A 20991-nucleotide genomic window follows, 5' to 3' on the forward strand; every position below is an offset into this window, starting at 1 on the left:
ATGGGAGAAATTATGTCAATAAGAAGAGAAGCAGAAGTACACAAACTTAGAAAGTTTATTTTAAGTGAAAAAACTATTCCTCCTTTTTATGTGAAAATATAAAAGTAGAGGGATGATCAGTATATTGCTAAATGAAAAATTTTCATTGTATTTTTTAACCAAAAGGATATAATGGATAGAAATAAATAGTCAATCGATGATAAAGAGAGTAATCTTATGTGGATGTTTTAGCGAGTTAGGGATGGTGGGAGCCTAACCAGAGCATAGGACGAAGCGCACTTTTGAGGTTTTTTTCTGAAAGTAGTAGGAAAAGACGGGACATCCCGTTATCAGTAGGAAGTGGCTTTCTTTTGTATGAAAAGAAAAGCAATTAGAGTGGTACCACGGGAACATCATCAGCTCTCGTCTCTTTTATAGAGGCGAGGGCTTTTTATTTTGTCTCTGTAGATTTCGTCAAACTCAATTCAAATTAGAAATGGAGAATCCAAGATGTATGTGAAAGAGCAGATTGCTGAAGTTTTAACGAAACAACTCCAATCAATAGTTTCAAAATCAACTATATGGAAACTCATAGAAAAGCCAAGATTTTCTCATCAAGGAGATTTTGCCTTTCCTTGCTTTGAGTTGGCTAAGGTTAAGCGCGAAGCTCCCCAAAAGATTGCAGAAGAGCTAGCGCTACACATCAAGCATCCACTAATAGATAAGGTAGAAGTTGTAGGTGGATACGTAAACTTTTTTGTGAATCAAAAGGGGATGGCAGAGATTGTATTAACAGAAATACTGACCCAGAAGCATTCATACGGTAAGAACCTTAGTGGCGATGGAAAAGTAATCACAATTGATTACTCTTCTCCTAATATAGCAAAGCCTTTTTCAATGGGGCATCTGCGCTCAACGATTATCGGGCATTCTTTAGCTTTACTTGCAGAGAAAAACGGGTATCATGCTGTCCGTATTAACCATATAGGTGATTGGGGAACACAATTCGGGAAGTTAATGGTTGCCTATAAACGTTGGGGCAACGAAACAACTGTTTCAGAAAACCCAATCCAAGAACTGTTTAAGCTGTATGTGCAATTCCATGATGAAGCGAAAGAAAACCCGAGCTTAGAAGATCAAGGAAGAGAATGGTTTAAGAAGCTGGAATCAGGTGATCAGGAAGCACGTTATTTATGGGAATGGTTTCGTGAGGTGTCCCTACAAGAGTTTAAGAGAATCTATGACCTTTTAGAAATACCTTTTGATTCTTATCATGGCGAAGCTTTTTATAATGACAAAATGGAACAAGTTGTTCAATTACTTGAACATCATAATCTTTTAGAGGAGTCAGCTGGTGCCCAAGTTGTTCGTTTAGATGAAGAAGGTTTACCTCCTTGTTTAATTAAGAAAAAAGATGGTGCTTCTCTATATGCAACACGAGATCTAGCAGCAGCTCTTTATCGTCAAAATACGTATTCCTTTTCAAAGTCCTTCTATGTTGTGGGGAAAGAACAAACAATTCATTTCCAACAGGTGAAGGCTGTTTTGAAAAAGCTAGGCTTAGAGTGGCAAGAGGAAATGAGTCATATTCCTTTTGGAATGATTTTAAAAGATGGAAAGAAAATGTCGACTCGTAAAGGGAAAGTCGTATTATTGGAAGAAGTAATCAATGAAGCAATTGAGTTAGCGAAAGCAGGCATCGATACAAAGAATCCCTATTTAAGTGGGAAAGAAGAGGTTGCCAAGCATGTTGGAATTGGCGCAGTCCTGTTTCATGACTTGAAAAATCATCGTTCAAATGACATTGAGTTTTCACTAGAAGAGATGCTGCGGTTTGAAGGAGAAACGGGACCTTACGTGCAATATTCACACGCACGCGCAGCTTCTTTATTAAGAAAAGGGCAGCTCGGTGACTCAGTCTCAGCTTTAGAAGTAAAACTGAATGATGAACAAGCATGGCCGGTGATTGTGTCGTTAATGGAATTCCCTCAATCTGTGTCACGTGCATTTTCTGAACACGATCCATCGGTACTTGCTAAACAATTAATTGAGATAGCAAGAGCTTTTAATAAATTTTATGCGTCGATTCGTATTCTTGAGGAGCACCCGGAAATGAAAGCGAGATTATCGCTCGTCCTCGCAGTGAAAATTGTTCTACAAGAAGGAATGCGTCTATTAGGAATACATGCGCCAGATGAGATGTAAGAGGAGGTTAAGTGGTTGACGCGGTGGATTTAGAAGGCTTTAAGATCTTATATTTTTTTGCTTATTGTATCAATAGTTGTTCTTAATAAGGCTTACGAGACCGTTTAGTGGAAGAAAGACTTGACTTTAAGATGACATGCTTTTATTTAAATAGATTTATCTATCAATGATTAACTAACGTCGGGGGTACAAATTTGAACACCAATCAAAAGGCAATTGAAATGTTTGAACAAAATAAATATGAAGAAGCAATGAAACTGTTTCAACAAGCAGTGCAAGATTCAAGAGATGTACAATCTCTTAATAATCTTGCATGGATGTATTTTTATGAGGAAGACAATGATGATAAAGCCCTTGAATTAATAAAAGAAGCGGTTGAAATGCAGCCTTCCTCAAATTTTCCTTATAACATTCTAGGGGAAATTTACATTAAAAAAGAGAAATGGAAAGAAGCTAAAATTGCATTGCGAAAGGCCATTTTGATTCAGCCCTCCAATGAAGCACATCACAATTTAGCTATAGCTTATTATCATCTTGGAGAGCTGGAAGCTGCTTCAGAGTTATTCTTACGAGCCGCAGAAGATTCGGACAGGACGATGTATAATCATCTAAAATGTTTGACTGACCTTGGGAGATTAACTGAAGCTAAAGAGAAGTTGGATACATTTAACGCAAATGCTGACGATTTTGTGGGAGAAATCGATGTAGCTGATTTATATATGGAAATGAATTGCTATGTAGAAGCGATTCAATGGTTTGAGAAAGGGTATGTAGAATATGTGAAAAGTCCTTATTGGGTTCACAGGTTTGTTTATGCACTGTTTAAAATGAATAATTTCTCACGTATAAATGAAGTGATCCAAGAAGTAATAAAAGAAAAGGAAAAAGAAATAGAAGACGTGAAGAAAGAAGAAGTAGAAGAAAACTGGACTGAAATAGATAAGAAAGAGTTAATTGAGGATTATATTGAAGAGAATAATCAGTATAAAAACATGGTAGAGCTAATTACCTCTGGATATGCTCCACAAATGGATTTTGAAACTTATCGTGCTGGGACATGCTATCTTTTTGGATGTAAAAGGCATAATCATCATGAATATCAAAAATAAAAGGAATTGACTGCAAATAGGATGAGCGAATTATGAATTTTTGTATTTAAGCTAATGGTACATATTCGTTGGTTGTCAATTCGGGTAGCTTTTCCTTATGCAGCAAAAGTGGCTAGGTTAAACAAGAAAAACGAAATCTTGTGTAATTGACTTGAAATATGGATTAAAAAAGTACCAATTACACATTGGTACTATGAAGATCCATTTATATCATTGTCTTTTTTCTCGAAACAGAGATTTACAGTCCTGCCATTAGATCGTGTTCTATGTTGCATATGTGCTGGAACATTAAATATTTCACCGGGCAGTAATGTAATCGTTTGATCATTTTCTAATTCGATTAAGAGTTCTCCTTCGAGTACCATGAATAGTTCATCTGTTTCATGTTCATGCCAATGAAATTCACCATTTATTACAGCGATTCTTAAAACATGGTCATTAATTTCTGACACGACAAAATTCTTATATTCAGTTAGATCAGACACTAGAGCTAATAAATTTATTTTTTGCGGTAAACTTTCCAAGTATACTTCTCCTTTCTGAAACAATAATTTAAGCTATGTAAATTGTATCATTTGCACAATGAAAATAGACAAAAATTAACTTTTAACAGTAAGATATTGTAGAAGTAATGAACAGTCGATTCTATTTTTAGATGTTTCTTTGTGAAAGAAATGAACGAGGTAGAAGAATGAAAAGAGAAACCCCATACAACAAAGGTTTCTCTTTTCCCTTAATAAAATCGCTTAATAGCAAATATATCTATATTTTCTTTTGTCTTTCCATCTACTATTAACTCGGTTAGGATTTTTCCTATTACGCTGCTAAACTTAAAACCATGACCTGAAAATCCTGCAGCAATCGCGATATTTGGATGGTCTGGATGTAGATCTACAATAAAATCCTCATCAGGTGTTAATGTATATGAACAAGTTTTCCCATATAATAATTCTTTGGTGTTAGGCATGAAATTCGTTAAAAATTGTGTTAAGTCTTTCTTGTCTCCGGTTACCTCACCAAAAGGTTTCATTCCTTCATCTGGATGTATTGGATCTCCACCATCGTGTCTTCCTAGCTTTAAGCCAACTTTTTGAATGCTAGGGAACCCATAGTACATTCCATTCGGTGTGTCAAAACTGAATGCAGGGAAATGTTTCTCTCCGTAAATCTTTTCATCCACATCAAACCAGGCAAAAGTCTTTCTTACAGGATTAAGCGGCAAGTTCAAGTTCAGTGTTGATAACAATTGATTGGTCCATGCACCAGCAGTTAAGACTAATGATTGAGAAGTAAAAGAGTTTGAACCTGTTGATACAACGACTCTGTTTTCTTCAGCAATAACAGATGACACTCTACTATTTGTTAATATAGTAACGCCGTTTAAAATCGCAAGTTCACGATAGGCCTCGATACACTCTTCACATCGAAGAACACCAGATGTTGGTTCATAGCAACCGATATAATCACTTGGTAACGTGATACCTGGCCAACGGGCTTTAATATCACCTGCACTCATTATTTCGAGTGGAAGAGAATAGCGCTTAGAGCTAGAAATTATGTTTTGAATGGCAGTAGACGTTTCTTTGCCTACATTTAGCACCCCTGTTTTTAAAAAGAACTGCTTTCCTGTTTCTCTCTCTAACTCATACCATAAATCTTGTGCTTTTAGTGCTAAAGGAACATACTCTTCTCCTTCGCCATACGCATGTCTAATAATTCTTGTTTCACCGTGATGACTCCCTTTATCATGGGGAGGGTGATGAGAATCTAATAGAAGAACTTTTTTTCCTTTTAAGGATAAGTAATAGCCGGCAGCCATTCCCATAGAGCCCGCTCCAACTACTATTACATCATAATCTAGCATTTGTTCCTACCTCACTTTGCGACAATCTCTATCCTACATTTGTTTCTACTGCTATTTATGTAGAGAAATCATATATTTTGTTAAAAAAGGTGTCAAGTCTCCTTGAAAATTCTACAACGAATAGGAAGGATTAGAGGTTCAAGAATTTAGTCCGAACCGAATCTTAAATACGTCTGGACTTTAGAAAAAATAAAATGTGTAACCGTATGAGCATAAGGATTAATTTTATCAATAAATTCTTCTGCTTTTTCAAATGTATCGAATTGCATTTTTAGCATATAACAGGCGTTCCCAGCAATTCGATAACAAAACTCTACATTTGGAAGACTTTCAATATATTCTTTAAAAGAATGATAATCACCATTTTTAACAGTTGCCTCTATCATACATTGAATAGGATCTCCTAATTTAGCATAATCGATTTCTAATGTATACTTCTTTATTACTCCAAATGACTCCATTTGTCGGACCCTTTCTGTTACAGAGGGTGAAGATAAATTAATTCTTCTTCCAAGTTCACTCATCGATAACCGACTATTTTTACTTAACTCATCAATGATTTTCTTATCAATCGTATCAATTTTCATTTTTAAAGAAATCCTCCATTTTATATTAATTTATAAAAGAATATGTGCAAAATGAGTTGCGTATTTAATTCATTTCTTTGGATGCATTCGATAACATAAATACTACAAGGAGGTTTTCATTTTGACAAGAATCACTGAATCTGAATTTGGGGTGACCTCATTTCAAAGACTTTTAGGGCATAATAAAGATGTGTTAACTGGATGGAATCAATTAGGAGATGTACTCGCGAAAGATATGAATCTATCGTCTCGTCTAAAAGAGCAAGTTAGAAGAACACTAGCTCAAAGAAATGGTTGTGAGTATTGCAAGGCAAAAGGAAAACCAGAACCTCAATTGTTTGACGAGAAAATATCTTTGGCAGTCGGATTTGCAGAGGCCTTTTTAGAACAAAAAGGGGATCTATTAGATGCTCAATTTAATGTACTGAGGTGTTATTTTTCTGATGCAGAAATTAGTGAGCTTTGTGCATTTATTGCATTTACAACAGCGTCACAACAATTCGGTGCAATTATGAAGTTAGGCGCAGAATAGCTATAAACTGTTATGCTCTTTCTAGAATAAAAGATGCTTTTACTCTAGCTGCCTAATCAGGCAGCTTTTCTAATTCAATTAAAGGTGTAGGTTGAAATGATAACGAAGTCTTTATAAACATCATACAAGTATTTTGATGATACGATTATATTCACCCTTTTCACTGGAACCTTTTTTACATAAGAAAACGGATGGCAGGAGTCTAAAAAATGTCATTCTTCCAACTGAAGGTGCAGTCAATAAAAAGCAGGAAATGTTGTGAGATCATCGAAATCTAGAAGATTGATGAATTATCATAGAATCAAAAAAATATAGGAGGTAAAGATGTCGATTATAGCATTAATCAAACAGATTCCGATAGTAAGTGATTGTAAAGGAGCGATTGAAATAAAGAAGGGATATTCCTCTGATAAAAAATATCTAATCCATATGCAGAATAACAATAAGCTATTTCTTCGTACATTTAATTTAGAAGAGTTGGAATTTAAGAAGACGGAATACTCTATTTTGCAAAGAATGAGGGATTATAACGTTGCTTGTTCACAACCGATTTCAATTGGTGAAATAGAGAATCAAGGATATATGATTACATCATACATAGAGGGGAAGGATGCTGAGAGTGAAATTTCAAGGTACTCAGATCAAGAACAATTTAATATTGGTCTAGAGGCGGGAAAAGAATTAAAAAAAATGCATGAATTCTCTGCGCCAGAACATATCTCTTCGTGGTATACAAGGAAAGTTGAAAAGCATAGGAAGTATATTGAGGCTTACTTAACTAGTAATGTGAAGGTTAAAAATGACCAAAAACTGATGGATTTTATAGATGAAAATATTCATCTTTTAAAAAATCGGCCAAACAAGCTTCAACATGATGATTTTCATCTTGGCAACATCATTGTGAATCATAAAAAATTTGCTGGAGTGATAGACTTTAACAGGTATGATTGGGGAGATCCAATTCATGAATTTCTAAAGATAGGAATTTTTAGCCGAAGAGAAAGCATTCCTTTCTCAATCGGACAAATCAGAGGTTATTTTAATAATAAAGAACCTGATGAAGACTTTTGGAGATTGTATTCACTATACATGGCAATGTGTGTTTTCTCAACAGTAGTTTGGACGTTAAGAACGATTCCAAACAATATGGACGATATGCTAAATCGAGTATATCTGTATTTAGACGATCATGATTACTTTAACAGTTTAATCCCTAAGTGGTATAGATAGAGAGGACTGTTCACAGAAGTACTTTTATATAGTGGTAAAGCGATTAATCAGCTGCCAACCATTAGGAAGACTTTAGTACTGAACTTAAGATTATACATTTAATAAATGAGAGGAGGAGGTCATTTGAGGAGTACATTCAAATCTAGTATTTTATTAATATTATGTGGAGCGTTACTATTAGTTGGTTGTGATGCTAGTGGTGGTAACTTACGAGATGGGATATGTATATAAGTGAAGAAATGAATGAGGTTATTTCTGATTATATTATCCAAAAATATTCATCTTCTTATTTTGAAACAGAAAAGCAATTTGAAGTTCATGAAATATATGGTACACAAGAATCAGAAAAGGGAATAGACGTGTTTATGTGGTCTTATTATGGCGGTTTTAATAGAGCCACTGGAATAGAAACACAATCTGGACACTCGTTACCTGCTGTCATTCGATTAAGTAAAAGTGGAGAGAAGTATTCTGTTACTGAATATACAGAGCCACAAGATGGAAGTTTGTATCTGTCCTCCCTAGAAGAAATGTTTCCGAAAAAATATTTGAAATTAGCCAATCAACATAGTGGTAATATAGAAGATTTACAAAAAGAGATGGATAGGAAAGTAGCACAATGGTTAGAAGAAAAGCAGTGATTGTGTGAAATGAATAAAGGTATTCACGTAACGGGCTTAATGTATCTAAAATTTTCATGTAATTTAATGAAGATTGGATGTTTTTAATGGGATTTTAGTCGAAACGACAGTCTTTTTTACAAATAAGTCCAAGAAGTGATCATATGGCTAGGAACTGAATTAGCGATTTGTACATTGATGATCATGAAGCTCTCTAGTTAATCTATTTTAAATTTCACCGCAATAAATGATAAAGGTAGAAAGCATCGAAAGAGGGCCCGCAAATGGAGCCCCCTAATTAGTGAATGGATTTAAGTGCAGTTGAAATATCATGCTCTCCACCAATCAAGTCAAACGCTTTTCCAATTGTGTTGGAGTCTAGTAAAGTGTGTATAATTGTATTTGCTACATCCTCCCTTGGGATTTTTCCATAGTCAAGTTCTGTTGCGACGGTTACTTTTTTAGTTTCGGTATCATCGGTTAAAAGGCCAGGGCGTATAATGGTATAGTCTAGTCCACTGTTAATTAACCAAACATCAGCGTAGTATTTAGCAGCACTGTAGTATGGAGCACTCTTCATCCATTTTTCTCGATCATTCACTCCCATGGCACTTACAATTACAAAACGTTTAATGCCAGCTACTTTAGCTGCTTCCATTGACTTAATCGCACCATCTAGATCAATCATCATCGTCTGATCTGCTCCTGTATGTCCGCCAGACCCTGCAGTGAATACAATTGCATCATGTCCTTTGAAAACCTCGGCTAACTCATCGATGTTTGATGATAAATCGCCAAGGGTTGAGGATATCCCTACTTCTTCAAAATAAGCCATCTGCTCTTGTTTTCTAACCATTGCAGTTGGGGATAAATCTGTATGTTTCATCATTTTATTTACTGTGTGTTTTCCGATTTGTCCATTTGCACCAACAATCAAGACTTTCATGATATCACTCCATATGTTATAAGATTATATTCTATTAATTTTGTTCCCATGTTCGTTCAAAATAAACGTGATAAGGAGATTTTTATGTACATTCTCGGTCTAGTCTTATTTGCAGTAGGAATGGGTATCGTTGCCCTCGGCGCTTCACTTATAATGGTGAAAATGGAGAAACGCTACGGTTCATTAACAATTGTGATCGGTGTACTCCTCATTCTTAGTGCATTCGTAATCTATCTATTTAGACCAATTGTTGTGAACTCAGTTGAAATTACCGTTGATGCAATTAATGTTTCACAAACAGATCAAGGCTATCGATGTACCGTAACTGCAAAGGAAACACTGGTTGACTATCATTCTGATCATGCAACGAAAGAAGCAGCGAGCGAATACTGCGACCAATTTGTTATTGAAGAGGATTATACGATTCAAACTAGATTAGAAAATGCTGAGTATATATTATTAGATGAGAGCCAAAAGTAGGGGGAGAATTGATGATACTCAATGAAAAGGACATATTAAAATGGATCAGAGACGATCAAGAAATGATGGAAGTCATACATGCAGCAAAAAAACTCGATCTTCCAGATTGGTGGGTGTGTGCAGGTTTTGTGCGCTCGAAGATTTGGGATACATTGCATGAATTCAAAGAAAAAACGCCATTGCCAGACGTAGATGTCGTCTATTTTGATCCGAGTGATTCGAATGAAGATACAGAAAAAATCTTAGAAAAAAAGCTGAATCAACTACTCCCTAATGTTCCATGGTCAGTGAAAAACCAAGCAAGGATGCATGTCATGAATGACAACTATCCATATACCTCTGCAAGAGATGGAATTTCACAATTTCCTGAGACAGTAACAGCATTAGCCGTGAAGCTTGATGAAGAAAATGAATTAAAGCTATTCGCACCACATGGAGTACAAGATGTCTTACAAATGATCGTTAAACCGACGCCAACATTTCTTAATGAAAAATATAAAATCTATGAACATCGTGTAAAGAAAAAGCAATGGGAGAAAACGTGGGGAAAAGTTCAAATTAAATGGGTTAATCCACACGAATCATAATCCTTATAATAAAATTGAGGAGGTTTTTCAAAATGAGGGTTAAAGAAAAAAGAACATGTGATGCTGGGCATGTTTACTATAAAAGCAGTGATTGTCCAACGTGTCCTAAGTGTGAAAAAGAAAAAAAACCTAAGGAAGGCTTTTTAGCGAAGTTATCAAGACCAGCAAGCAGCGCTTTAGTTCATGAAGGCATAGTAACATTAGTACAGCTGGCGAACTATACAGAAAAGGAAATTTTAGCGTTGCATGGAGTTGGACCTAAATCTCTGCCCACATTAAGAGCTGCACTTGCTGAAGAAGGCTTGGCTTTTAAGAACTAATGTGTTAAGGAATGTAAATTTCCTGGACGAAAGGGACCAAATCTCCTTTTTTGTAAAGCTTTATAAAAGCAGGATATGGCTTGAGCTCATCCTATTCTATGTATTCAGGGTTCAATCCATTTAGGACAAGTGCTATTTCACGAGAAAGCGTAATCGTCTGCTGTCCTTTGTTTGTGTCGACAAGCCTAAACCCGTTAGAAGCATTTGAATCTTGTCTTTGTAAGTTAATGTAAGATACACTTCTTCATTAAAAACTGAAACATCGTCTAGTATGTCAGTATCATAATCGAAAGTACGATGCATAATGTCCGAGTGTAAATTCAATAATTTGGTCATTTGAGGGAGTTTTTCAGTTTGCATTTCGTTTATCTCGATTTCTAAACTATGGATTTGCTGCTTTAGGGAGTCGATTAAATCATGTTGCTCCATCTCAAAGCTAGATGTGGGAATCGATTGATTTGGTTTAAATGCAATGAAAATAAAAACGAATCAAATAATTAAAAGTGCTCGCTTATGCACCCGATTCACTCTCCTAGATAGAACTAACTTTATTACAATCCAACCTTGAAAAAATTGGATGAAGAAAAATCGATAACATGCCACTTTTATTATGATCTGAATAGTGAAATAATGATTCCCTAAATGACAATAATTTGTTTACAATAGTGGTAACACATAAAAAGGAGAGGTACTATGATTCAAAAGTTATCTCTGTTTCCTGGACTTGAAACAGAGCGGTTGAGACTTAGGGAAGTAACAGAAGATGATGCAAATGATATCCTTACATATATGTCTGATCCCGAGGTCGTGCGTCATATGGGGTTAGAACCATTTTTAACGGTGAATGATGCGAAGGATGAAATTTCTTGGTACAAATCGATTTATAACAGCAACACGGGAATTCGCTGGGGAATTACACTTAAAGACCAAGACCAAATGATTGGCAGCTGTGGCTTTCTAAATGTATCGCCAAAACATTATCGAGCAGAAATTGGCATAGAGCTTCATCGTACATATTGGGGAAATGGCGTCGCAGGCGAAGTATTAAAGGCGGTTATACGTTACGGGTTTGAACAATTAGGCTTACAAAGAATTGAGGCACTTATAGAGCCAGAGAACATTGCGTCGAAAAAACTTTTTGAGAAGCATTATTTTGTTCAAGAGGGACTCCTACGAAGCTATGAATATACGAATAATAAATTCGACGATTTGTATATGTATTCAATGATTAAACCTGAGTATGAGAAGATTAAGTACTAATGTGGAGGTAGGGCAGATGAATCGGTTAGAGCAAATGAAGAAAATGATGGCAGGGGATGTGCCACCACCTCCAATTGCGCAATTGATTGGGTTTACTGTTACGGAATTAGATGAGGGCATGAGCGTTTTTGAAATGGAAACATCTGAAAAGCATTACAACCCGATGGGTACATTACATGGTGGCGTGCTATGTGATATTGCAGATGCTGCCATGGGAACAGCATTTGCTACAACGCTCCAAGATGGTGAAACGTATACATCTGTCGATATTAAATTAAATTTCCTAAAGCCAGTATGGAAAACAAAGCTAAAGGCTGTTGCGAAGTTAATAAAGCGTGGCGGAACGATTGGTTTAATGGAATGTCATGTCTATGATGAATCGGGCAGCATCGTTGCTCATGCAACAAGTACGTGCATGGTGTTAAAAGGTGAAAAAGGGCAAGGACGATAGAGAAAAGTAAAATTTCCGTTATCTGACTATTGACATTTATATGAAAATGATGGTAATCTGCAAGAGCACTATACAATTGAATCGAATCAAACAACTAATAAATTGAAAGGAGGAATGGGCAATGAAACGTGATCTACATATTTTGACGATAATTGAATATTGCTCCATTCCTGTTTTGTATTGAATAACTATTTCATACGTAACATATAAGGGTGGAGTTCACCCTTATACCTTTCTTGGAGATGCATGCTCATTTTAGGGTATGCATCTTTTTGTTGGAAAATTGATTCTTCTATGTAGTGAAAAAGAGAAAAGGAGAGGGTTTATATGTTGGGAGCTCAAAGGTTATTTCATTTTATCAAGGATTATTCAGACAGTGGGTAGCCTCCGTGGAGGGGCTTTTTGGAAAGTAGGTGTAGCAATTGTTTGATGTTTTAGGGAAGCTAGGGTGGTTCTTTAAAAAGTATTGGAAGCAATATACGGTTGCGATTTTTTTATTAATCATTGCAACATTTTTAGAAGTTATTCCGCCATTTTTATTAGGAGAAATCATTGACGTTATTACTGAGCAGGAAATGACAAGCCGCTTATTAGGGCAATATATTCTCATCTTTGTAGGCATTATTGTCATAGGGTATATATTAAATTTCATTTGGCAATATCGCTTGTTTGAGGGAGCATTAAACCTTGAAAAATTGATGCGTAGAAAGTTAATGCTTCACTTTTTAAGGATGACGCCGACTTTTTATGAGAAGAATCGTACTGGGGATTTAATGGCGAGAGCAACGAATGATTTGAACGCAGTTTCCTTAACAGCAGGGTTCGGAATTATGACATTGATTGATGCTACATTGTTTTTAGGTACAATCATCATTGCGATGGGTGTGTTGATTTCATGGAAATTGACGTTTTTTGCAATGCTTCCTGTGCCAATTATGGCGATCCTGATTCAGTACTTAGGCAAGCTAGTTCATGAGCGATTTATGAAGGCTCAGGACTCTTTTGGTGAGTTGAACGATGGTGTATTGGAGTCAGTAACAGGTGTCAGGGTCATTCGTGCCTATGTGCAGGAGAAAAAGGATGAAACTAAGTTTGCAAACATGAGTGAAGAAGTGTATGAGAAAAACATGCACACTGTAAAAATCAATGCATTATTTGGACCAATTACACGAGTTGGAACAGGAATTAGCTATGTGGTTGCTCTCGGTTATGGAGCAGTGCTTGTATCAAATGGTGAATTAACAGTTGGGCAGCTCGTTACATTTAATGTGTATTTAGGTATGGCCGTATGGCCGATTTTCGCAATTGGTGAGTTAATCAATGTCATGCAGCAAGGAAATGCATCCCTTGATCGTGTTCAGGGCTCATTAGATTACAAAGCCGATGTTGAAAATGCTACAAAGCTTCAGGATGTGCAAACACCAAGTTCGATTGGCTTTCAAGACCTGATGTTCCAATATCCAACTAGTCAGGTGAAAAACCTTGAACATATCTCTTTACGGTTGAAAAAAGGCGAAACGTTAGGGATTGTAGGAAAAACAGGAGCAGGAAAGACGACATTCTTGCGTCAATTATTGAGAGAATATCCAATCGATCAAGGTCAGCTTGTTATCGATGGGATAGACATTGCTTCTCAATCAAAGGAGAAGGTGCTTGATTGGATTGGATATGTACCGCAGGATCATGTTCTTTTTTCACGGACGATTCGAGAAAATATTCTTTTTGGAAAAGAGGACGCTACGAAAGAAGAAGTTGACCATGCGATTCGATTAGCAGCTTTTGAAAAGGATTTAGCGAATCTTCCAAGAGGTCTAGAAACGCTTGTTGGTGAGAAAGGCGTTTCCCTATCAGGTGGGCAAAAGCAACGAGTTTCAATCGCACGTGCTTTAATAAAAGATCCGGAAATTCTTATCTTGGATGATTCACTCTCGGCTGTTGATGCGAAGACAGAGGCTAGAATCATTCAAAACATTCAAGAAGAGAGAAGCGGAAAAACTACGATTATTACGACACACCGTTTGTCAGGAGTTCAACATGCGGAACAAATCATTGTTCTGAACGAAGGGAAAATTGTAGAGCAAGGTACACATGATGAGTTAGTTAAGATGAACGGCTGGTATAAAGAACAGTTTGACCGCCAGCAGTTAGAGGGAGGTGCGTCATGAGTACAGGGAAACGATTAACAAACTATGCACTTCTATTTAAAGGGCCGATATTTTTAGGTTTATTCTTTTTAACATTTGCTGTTATTACGGAACTGGCTGGACCATTCATTGCAAAATACATCATTGATGAGTATATGACACTAGGATCACTTGAAGTACAGCCAATAGTCTGGCTGTTAATCTTGTATTTTGTATTGGCAATGCTTTCGGCGCTATTCCGCTACTTTATGTATATCTACTTGCAAATGGGAGCAAACCGAGTGGTACAAAAGCTTAGGAAAGATGTTTTCGGTCATATTCAAACGTTGCCGATTGAATATTTTGATCAGCTTCCAGCAGGGAAAATTGTCGCGAGAGTAACGAATGATACGGAGGCAATTCGGAATTTATACGTCCAAGTATTATCGAACTTTGCAACTAGCTTTATTTCTATCTTAGGTGTATATATTGCTTTGTTTATTCTGAACTGGAAGATGGCATTGATTGCATTGGTGATGATGCCAATAATTTATGTGTGGATGATTTTATATCGAAGGTATGCGTCTAAGTATAATCATGTTATTCGTACGAAAATTGCTGATTTGAATGCGATGATCAATGAATCCATCCATGGAATGTCAATCATTCAAGCGTTTCGTCGTGAGAAACAGATGACGCAAGAATTTGATGATATGAATAATGAACATTATCATTACCAGCGCAAATTGTTGTTTCTTGATTCAGCAACGTCGTTTAACTTAGTTAACACGTTAAGATTAATCATGTTTGCCATTTTTATCGTGTATTTTGGAACGCAATCGATGACGACAACAGAAATCATTTCAGCTGGAACGCTTTATGCATTTGTTGATTATTTAACGAGATTATTTAATCCGATCACGAACGTCGTCAATCAGTTTTCACAAATGGAGCGCTCATTAATTGCCGGGGAACGTGTTTTTGAGGTTCTCGATATGAAGGGCGAAACGGTCTCTGAAGAAACGATGGAACGATACAAAGGGAATGTTGTTTTTGATGATGTAACCTTTGCCTATAAGGATGATGAGTATGTGCTGAAGAACATTTCATTTGAAGCGAAACAAGGGGAAACTGTTGCACTCGTCGGTCATACAGGATCTGGGAAGAGCTCAATCATGAATTTACTGTTCCGTTTTTATGATCCATCAAAAGGAAGAGTGTTCATCGATGGAACGGATGTAACATCTGTTCCAAGACAAACGTTTAGAGAGCATATGGGCATTGTATTGCAGGATCCATATTTGTTCACAGGAACGATTGCTACAAACGTAAGTCTAAATGACCCCAGAATTTCTCGTAAACAAGTGGAAGAAGCATTAAAAGCCGTTGGAGCTGAGCGTGTCTTTTCCCACCTTGAAAAGGGCATTGACGAGCCAGTAATTGAGAAGGGAAGCACATTGTCATCAGGGCAACGTCAGTTGATTTCCTTTGCACGAGCGTTAGCATTTGATCCTGCGATTCTCATACTAGATGAAGCGACAAGCAACATCGATACTGAGACAGAAGAAATCATTCAGCATGCGATGGAGGTATTAAAAAAAGGGCGAACAACATTTATTATCGCCCACCGTCTTTCAACCATTAAAAACGCAGATCGCATTCTCGTTTTAGAGCGTGGTGTCATCAAAGAACAAGGCACACATGATGAGCTCATAGACCAAGGTGGAATCTACGAGCAAATGTACCAAATGCAAGCAAAATCATTGCAAATGTAAAGATATGTGGAGCCATTTTCTAAGGAGAATGGCTCTTTTTCATATTTTGGGTGAGTTGCTGATTCTAGAGAGAAAGTTGCTGATTCTGAAGAGAAAGTTGCTGATTCTAGAGTTCATACCACGGGTATCAAACCATAGACGTTCAGCCTATAAAAAACGATATATCATTTAGCTCATGAAAAGGTTTAAAGATAAACTACAGTTACTTATAAACTAGTTTAATTATACTCAATATATACTTTTCATCATATTCCAATCCAGTTTGAAAGCAAAGCTCCTCATAGATTGAAAGGAAATGAGGAAGCATGCTTTTTGCTACTTTCATTATTCTATCTTGGCTACGATCACAATCCCATGATTGTAGCAAGGCAAGTTGTTTTCAATATCTGAATATGCATCCTCGTTTTTCTCTCCAATTGAACCACCATAAAAGGCAGCGACAATGTTTAGGTCATTGCAGATGTCTTGTTGGATTTGCTGCCTTAATTTATGGCGCTCTAGTGAAAGAAGATCTTCATTTTTACGCTTAATCACAAGTCACCTCTGGCTTTTTAAATGGATTAGAGGAATATTCAACAAGTAGATTTTTCCCATCCTCCATGCAAGCGATTGCTTCTGAAACATACTGGTTGTTTCTTTCGTTTAATACAAATAAGGTGACAAGAGTCGTACTAAATAAGAGTATAAGAATTGAAGTAATTGTTATTAGTGTTTTCTTTTCAGTTTTTCTCTTCATTGGTTGTTGATCTGAAAATGAAAAAGTGCCTTTATGGTATCGCTTCATTTCCATGTAATAGATCAATTGCTGAACGATTAAAGTTACTAGGATAAATGTAATATAAATGCTCTGATGCAATGGGAATAGCAAGAGAAAAAGCAATAGTCCTAGTGAATTCGCATAAAAAATATACACTTTACGTGTGGCTTGTTCTGCCACTTTCTTAACCATTTCGTCCTTTTCAATTGAAAATTCAGAAGGCCATGATGCTAGCAATGGAATTCTTTCATTAGGATGTTGCTGATTATGTTTGGAAATCTTTCTGAAATATAGAACGATCCAAATCGTTAACAGCATGAAGCTAGATATAAAAACAAGGAAAATAGGGATATAAGATGAGAATGAGACGATAAACTCATTTGACTCAGATATTGCACTAAATCCCTTGAATGCTTCGTGGATAATGTATAGCATACTGTTCATTAATGGAATTAAAATTAGAAAGACGGCACTGTTCCATAAAGGCAATTGTAATCTTAGATCTTTAGTCAATTGAATCTTCCCCTTCTAACCAAAATAATTCATCTACCTTAATTTGTAGATGGTTTGCTAAGCGTAGCGAAAGCGTGATGGAGGGAGAGAATTCTCCCTTTTCAATAAAACCAATTGTTTGTCTTGTTACTCCGACACGCTGCGCAAGATCACTCTGTGTAAATCCATGCCTTGCACGTAACTCCTTTACCCGATTCCTTAACATAAAAATCCTCCGTGTGAACTATTATATACATAATGTAAATTATACTTAACATTATGTCAAGTATATCTACCCTTTTCATAATTAAAAGGGTGGCCACATATGATTGTAAGGATACAATGACCGTTAGAGGAGGGAGCAACTTGTGTACGAGTTTAACGATTAGAACGGAGGATCAGAAAAGTTTATTGGCGAGAAACATGGACTTTGTAGACATACCGACTGATTATGGGGTATATTTTTTGCCGCGGAATTATAAATGGATAAATAGACAGGATCGAGGAGTATTATCAAATAATTACGCACTTTTAGGGATGGGATTTGTTGAGAAAAATCATGTCGTAATATTCGATGGACAGAATGAAGAAGGTTTAATGGGAGCTGTACTATATTTCGAAGGATTTGCTGAATACAGTGAAACTCTAATCACAAATAAGATTAATATTAGTTGTTACGATGTGCTGTTATGGGCATTGTCTCAGTTTTCTACAGTAAATGAATTAACAGAAGAGTTGAAAATGGTCAATATAATAGGAAAGGCTCTTCAAGCGATTGGTGAAGTACCACCGATGCATTGGATCTTTAGTGACAGCGATGGGAAAAAGATTGTGATTGAGCAAACGAAGCAAGGGTTGAAAATTTATGATAATAAGGTCGGTGTGATGGCAAATAGCCCAGACTTTAGGTGGCATTTATTGAATCTAGGACAATATTCCGCATTAAGCACGAATGACCCTAATCCATCTATTTGGGGTAGTTATAAACCGAAGCAGGCGGAAATTGTAAGTGGGACATTTGGAATGCCTGGTGATTTTTCCTCTCCATCAAGGTTTGTACGTGCAGCCTTTCTAAACAATCATATTGAAGCTGCTGAAGGAGAGTTGGATGGTGTACGGAATGCGTTAAAGTCACTGCAAAATTGTGCAGTACCGCGTGGAATCGAATTAGATGATGGAAAGCCATCCTATACGATTTATACAAGTGTGATGTGCAGCCAATCTGGCACTTATTACTATCAGACCTACAATAACGAAAGAATAAATGCAATTCGTCTATCTCATGAAGATGTGAATGGGAATAGAGTGAAAAAATATCCTTTTCCTACAAAACAATCTGTTAGGTTTCAAAATTAAGTGATTTTTTAGAGGGCCATGCTGATTACAAATGGCCCTAAATCATACGAACTAAGTTTCTTTAAGATGCTTCAAAATATAAGCTTTTAGTTGATTCATTGCAGGTGATTGGAACATTTGGGTATTCCAACACAGACCAATGATGCGCTTATGCTTTGCATTTTTCACACCTATTTGGATGAGTTTTAATTGATCCGCTTCATCGATACGGGGAATTAGTGTAATCCCTAGTCCTGCGGCAACAAACCCTGCTAACGTGGAAACTTCCTCACCTTCGAAGGTTACATTTGCGTCGATCCCGCCATCGAGTAACAGGAGATCAGCTGTGTTCCGTAAAGAGAAGCCTTCCTTCAGCATCACAAAATCTTCATTCTGTAAGTCTGCCAAATTAATTTCAATGTTGTTGGCAAGTGGGTGGGTTTTAGGTAAGGTAATGTACAGTTCTTCATTTTTAATCGTTTCCCAGTAAATAGGTGGTTCATAAGCTAAATTAGATAAGAAAGCTAAATCCACGGTTCCGTCCTTTAAGTGAGCAAGCAATGTATGAGAGTTGCTTTGGACAAGCTTAAATTTAATTTTTGGGTGCTGCTTCATAAAGTCACGGATTAAGTTTGGAATATAATTTGCCCCGAGCGTATGAATAAAACCTAATGTCACCTCTCCTGCGTGTGGGTCAATTAATGCTTGGATTTCTGCTAAACCCTCCTCGTATTCTTGAACCATTCTATTAACTCTTTGCAAGAAAAGCCTACCAAATTTATTTAATGAGATGTTTCTTCCTTTTCGATCGAATAATGGAACGCCAACTTCAGCTTCTAACTTCGCAATTGCCCTACTCAGTGCAGGTTGCGAAACAGACAATTGTTGTGAAGCTTTTGTCATATGCTCCATCTTTGCTAATGTTTGAAAATAATGCAGGTGATGCCATTCCATAGAATTCTCCTTATTCGTAAAATGGATTAATTGTATGTTTATAATGCATTATACAACATAAATGATTGGTGATACGATAAATGAAAGAGAAATAATGGAAGGGACGTTTTATTGTGCTACAAGAAATTGCTGGGATGACTACATGACTTATGCTGAAAAAGGTACACCATTATATCGCAAAATCAATGCAGCTTTCTTTTTAGCTGGATTTAATACATTTGCCATACTATATGCTGTGCAGCCAATTCTCCCTGTTTTTACAGAAGAGTTTGGTGTAACACCAGCAACGGCGAGTTTGTCATTATCATTAACAACATTGACACTCGCAATTGGTTTGTTAATTTTTGGTTCATTATCTGAAGTGTGGGGAAGAAAACCTTTGATGATCGTCTCCTTAATTGTCGCATCACTTATATGCATCATTACCCCACTCAGTCAAGACTTTACGACCTTTTTGCTATTGCGCATGCTAGTTGGTTTTGCGTTAGCGGGTTTACCTTCAATTGCAATGGCCTATTTAAGCGAAGAGATCAATCCACTGCATCTAGGTTCGGCTATGGGGTTATATATTTGTGGGAATTTAGTTGGTGCTACATTCGGGAGATTTTTTTCAAGTATCGTTACGGGCCTAACAAATTGGGAAACAGCGATTTTACTTGTCGGACTGATTAGCTTACTCGCTAGCATTCTATTTTGGGTATTTATTCCGAACTCTTCGAACTTTCGTGCAAAGACATTTGATCTGAAAGGGTTAAGTAGCTCAATGTTTCAGCATTTAAGAAATCCAAGTCTTTTTCCGTTATTCGGGCTAGGTTTTTTGCTGCTTGCATGCAATATCGCACTCTTTAATTATATTGGGTATGTTCTTCTAGATAAACCTTATGAACTGAGTCAAAATGTAGTCAGTTGGGTTTACTTGCTCTTAATCTTTGGAATGTTTAGCTCTGTTATAACTGGGAGACTAGCTGATCGCTTTAGTAGGAAGCAGTTATTACTTATTAGCATAACTGTTTTACTTATTGGCACGTTGCTAACCTTAAACACAAACTTACTTATCAAACTACTAGGAATTTGTTTTACTGTCTACGGTTTCTTTAGTAGTCACTCTATTGCTAGTGGATGGGTCGGGTTACGGGCAACACATAACAAAGCTCAAGCCTCATCGCTTTATCTTTTTTCCTACTATATGGGTTCTAGTGTTGGAGGAACAATGGCAGGAATGCTGTGGGGGGATTTACAGTGGACGGGAGTTGTGCTCTTCGTACTAGTCTTTTTAGCGATTGGTTACTTCCTTGCCTACCTTCTTCATCGGGACGAGGTGAAAGTGGCTCAAAAAGAAATCAAAACACATGCGGTGTAAAAGAAGCGCTATTTAGAACGGTGTA

At 36.7% G+C, this 20991-nt stretch carries 22 protein-coding genes and 1 other annotated feature; of the genes, 14 read left to right on the forward strand and 8 right to left on the reverse strand.

The genetic code is table 11. The features are described from left to right. The first annotated feature begins 187 nt into the window (after positions 1-187). Positions 188-413: a binding site (T-box leader), on the forward strand. A gap of 76 nt (positions 414-489) precedes the next feature. Together argS and AC6F34_RS13405 are read left to right on the forward strand one after the other, a co-directional pair. Further along, on the forward strand, positions 490-2184 hold the full coding sequence (gene argS / locus AC6F34_RS13400) for an arginine--tRNA ligase (protein WP_500772958.1): 1695 nt from the start codon (positions 490-492) through the stop codon (positions 2182-2184). Between the two features lie 194 nt (positions 2185-2378). Next, complete coding sequence (locus AC6F34_RS13405; RefSeq protein ID WP_500772960.1) at positions 2379-3293, forward strand: tetratricopeptide repeat protein; 915 nt, start codon at positions 2379-2381, stop codon at positions 3291-3293. 191 nt (positions 3294-3484) lie between these two features. On the opposite strand, the gene AC6F34_RS13410 is transcribed toward AC6F34_RS13405, so the two are convergent. From AC6F34_RS13410 to AC6F34_RS13420, 3 genes are all read right to left on the reverse strand, one after another. Continuing rightward, entirely contained in the window at positions 3485-3817 is a 333-nt protein-coding gene (locus tag AC6F34_RS13410) for a cupin domain-containing protein (protein WP_500772962.1), read from the reverse strand. 209 nt (positions 3818-4026) lie between these two features. After that, on the reverse strand, positions 4027-5157 hold the full coding sequence (gene solA, locus AC6F34_RS13415) for an N-methyl-L-tryptophan oxidase (protein ID WP_500772964.1): 1131 nt from the start codon (positions 5155-5157) through the stop codon (positions 4027-4029). Between the two features lie 146 nt (positions 5158-5303). Then, positions 5304-5744, reverse strand: coding sequence for an Lrp/AsnC family transcriptional regulator (locus AC6F34_RS13420; protein WP_500772966.1), 441 nt, complete (start codon positions 5742-5744; stop codon positions 5304-5306). 121 nt (positions 5745-5865) lie between these two features. On the opposite strand from AC6F34_RS13420, the gene AC6F34_RS13425 reads away from it, so the two are divergent. The 3 genes from AC6F34_RS13425 to AC6F34_RS13435 all read left to right on the forward strand — a co-directional run bounded on the left by AC6F34_RS13425 (position 5866) and on the right by AC6F34_RS13435 (position 8147). After that, entirely contained in the window at positions 5866-6276 is a 411-nt protein-coding gene (locus AC6F34_RS13425; RefSeq protein ID WP_500772968.1) for a carboxymuconolactone decarboxylase family protein, read from the forward strand. A 324-nt stretch (positions 6277-6600) separates the two neighbouring features. Further along, a complete protein-coding gene (locus AC6F34_RS13430; RefSeq protein ID WP_500772969.1) occupies positions 6601-7506 on the forward strand; it encodes an aminoglycoside phosphotransferase family protein in 906 nt (301 codons plus the stop codon). Between the two features lie 221 nt (positions 7507-7727). Beyond that, positions 7728-8147: a hypothetical protein gene (locus AC6F34_RS13435; RefSeq protein WP_500772971.1), complete on the forward strand. Its 420-nt coding sequence runs from the start codon at positions 7728-7730 to the stop codon at positions 8145-8147. A 277-nt stretch (positions 8148-8424) separates the two neighbouring features. Here the strand turns inward: AC6F34_RS13435 and AC6F34_RS13440 are convergent, their stop codons facing one another. Beyond that, a complete protein-coding gene (locus AC6F34_RS13440; protein ID WP_500772973.1) occupies positions 8425-9072 on the reverse strand; it encodes an SDR family oxidoreductase in 648 nt (215 codons plus the stop codon). 84 nt (positions 9073-9156) lie between these two features. Here AC6F34_RS13440 and AC6F34_RS13445 point away from each other — a divergent pair, with 84 nt between their 5' ends. The 7 genes from AC6F34_RS13445 to AC6F34_RS13475 all read left to right on the forward strand — a co-directional run bounded on the left by AC6F34_RS13445 (position 9157) and on the right by AC6F34_RS13475 (position 16068). Then, positions 9157-9552 (forward strand): hypothetical protein, encoded by a 396-nt coding sequence (locus AC6F34_RS13445; RefSeq protein ID WP_500772975.1) that lies wholly within the window; start codon positions 9157-9159, stop codon positions 9550-9552. A gap of 11 nt (positions 9553-9563) precedes the next feature. Next, on the forward strand, positions 9564-10139 hold the full coding sequence (locus AC6F34_RS13450) for a nucleotidyltransferase family protein (RefSeq protein WP_500772977.1): 576 nt from the start codon (positions 9564-9566) through the stop codon (positions 10137-10139). Between the two features lie 32 nt (positions 10140-10171). Further along, positions 10172-10459: a helix-hairpin-helix domain-containing protein gene (locus AC6F34_RS13455; protein WP_500772979.1), complete on the forward strand. Its 288-nt coding sequence runs from the start codon at positions 10172-10174 to the stop codon at positions 10457-10459. Between the two features lie 693 nt (positions 10460-11152). Then, positions 11153-11719 carry a GNAT family N-acetyltransferase gene (locus tag AC6F34_RS13460; protein WP_500772981.1) on the forward strand — a complete coding sequence of 189 codons (567 nt, stop codon included), beginning with the start codon at positions 11153-11155 and terminating at the stop codon, positions 11717-11719. 16 nt (positions 11720-11735) lie between these two features. After that, positions 11736-12170: a PaaI family thioesterase gene (locus AC6F34_RS13465; protein WP_500772983.1), complete on the forward strand. Its 435-nt coding sequence runs from the start codon at positions 11736-11738 to the stop codon at positions 12168-12170. Positions 12171-12592: 422 nt separating this feature from the next. Then, positions 12593-14335, forward strand: coding sequence for an ABC transporter ATP-binding protein (locus AC6F34_RS13470; RefSeq protein ID WP_500772985.1), 1743 nt, complete (start codon positions 12593-12595; stop codon positions 14333-14335). Continuing rightward, positions 14332-16068: an ABC transporter ATP-binding protein gene (locus tag AC6F34_RS13475; RefSeq protein ID WP_500772987.1), complete on the forward strand. Its 1737-nt coding sequence runs from the start codon at positions 14332-14334 to the stop codon at positions 16066-16068. The genes AC6F34_RS13470 and AC6F34_RS13475 overlap by 4 nt, the downstream gene beginning before the upstream one ends. A gap of 324 nt (positions 16069-16392) precedes the next feature. Here the strand turns inward: AC6F34_RS13475 and AC6F34_RS13480 are convergent, their stop codons facing one another. The 3 genes from AC6F34_RS13480 to AC6F34_RS13490 are packed head-to-tail and all read right to left on the reverse strand — an operon-like array spanning position 16393 to position 17543. Beyond that, entirely contained in the window at positions 16393-16602 is a 210-nt protein-coding gene (locus AC6F34_RS13480) for a hypothetical protein (protein ID WP_500772989.1), read from the reverse strand. Further along, positions 16595-17338: a hypothetical protein gene (locus AC6F34_RS13485; RefSeq protein WP_500772991.1), complete on the reverse strand. Its 744-nt coding sequence runs from the start codon at positions 17336-17338 to the stop codon at positions 16595-16597. Before AC6F34_RS13485 ends, AC6F34_RS13480 begins: the two co-directional genes overlap by 8 nt. Further along, a complete protein-coding gene (locus AC6F34_RS13490) occupies positions 17331-17543 on the reverse strand; it encodes a helix-turn-helix transcriptional regulator (RefSeq protein ID WP_500772993.1) in 213 nt (70 codons plus the stop codon). Before AC6F34_RS13490 ends, AC6F34_RS13485 begins: the two co-directional genes overlap by 8 nt. A gap of 140 nt (positions 17544-17683) precedes the next feature. Here AC6F34_RS13490 and AC6F34_RS13495 point away from each other — a divergent pair, with 140 nt between their 5' ends. Beyond that, positions 17684-18673 carry a choloylglycine hydrolase family protein gene (locus AC6F34_RS13495; RefSeq protein ID WP_500772995.1) on the forward strand — a complete coding sequence of 330 codons (990 nt, stop codon included), beginning with the start codon at positions 17684-17686 and terminating at the stop codon, positions 18671-18673. Positions 18674-18724: 51 nt separating this feature from the next. Here the strand turns inward: AC6F34_RS13495 and AC6F34_RS13500 are convergent, their stop codons facing one another. Next, positions 18725-19606 carry a LysR family transcriptional regulator gene (locus AC6F34_RS13500; protein WP_500772997.1) on the reverse strand — a complete coding sequence of 294 codons (882 nt, stop codon included), beginning with the start codon at positions 19604-19606 and terminating at the stop codon, positions 18725-18727. 142 nt (positions 19607-19748) lie between these two features. On the opposite strand from AC6F34_RS13500, the gene AC6F34_RS13505 reads away from it, so the two are divergent. Further along, entirely contained in the window at positions 19749-20966 is a 1218-nt protein-coding gene (locus AC6F34_RS13505; RefSeq protein WP_500772999.1) for an MFS transporter, read from the forward strand. The last annotated feature ends 25 nt before the right edge of the window (positions 20967-20991 follow it).

The sequence above is a fragment of the Niallia sp. CD-39 genome (assembly GCF_059874745.1).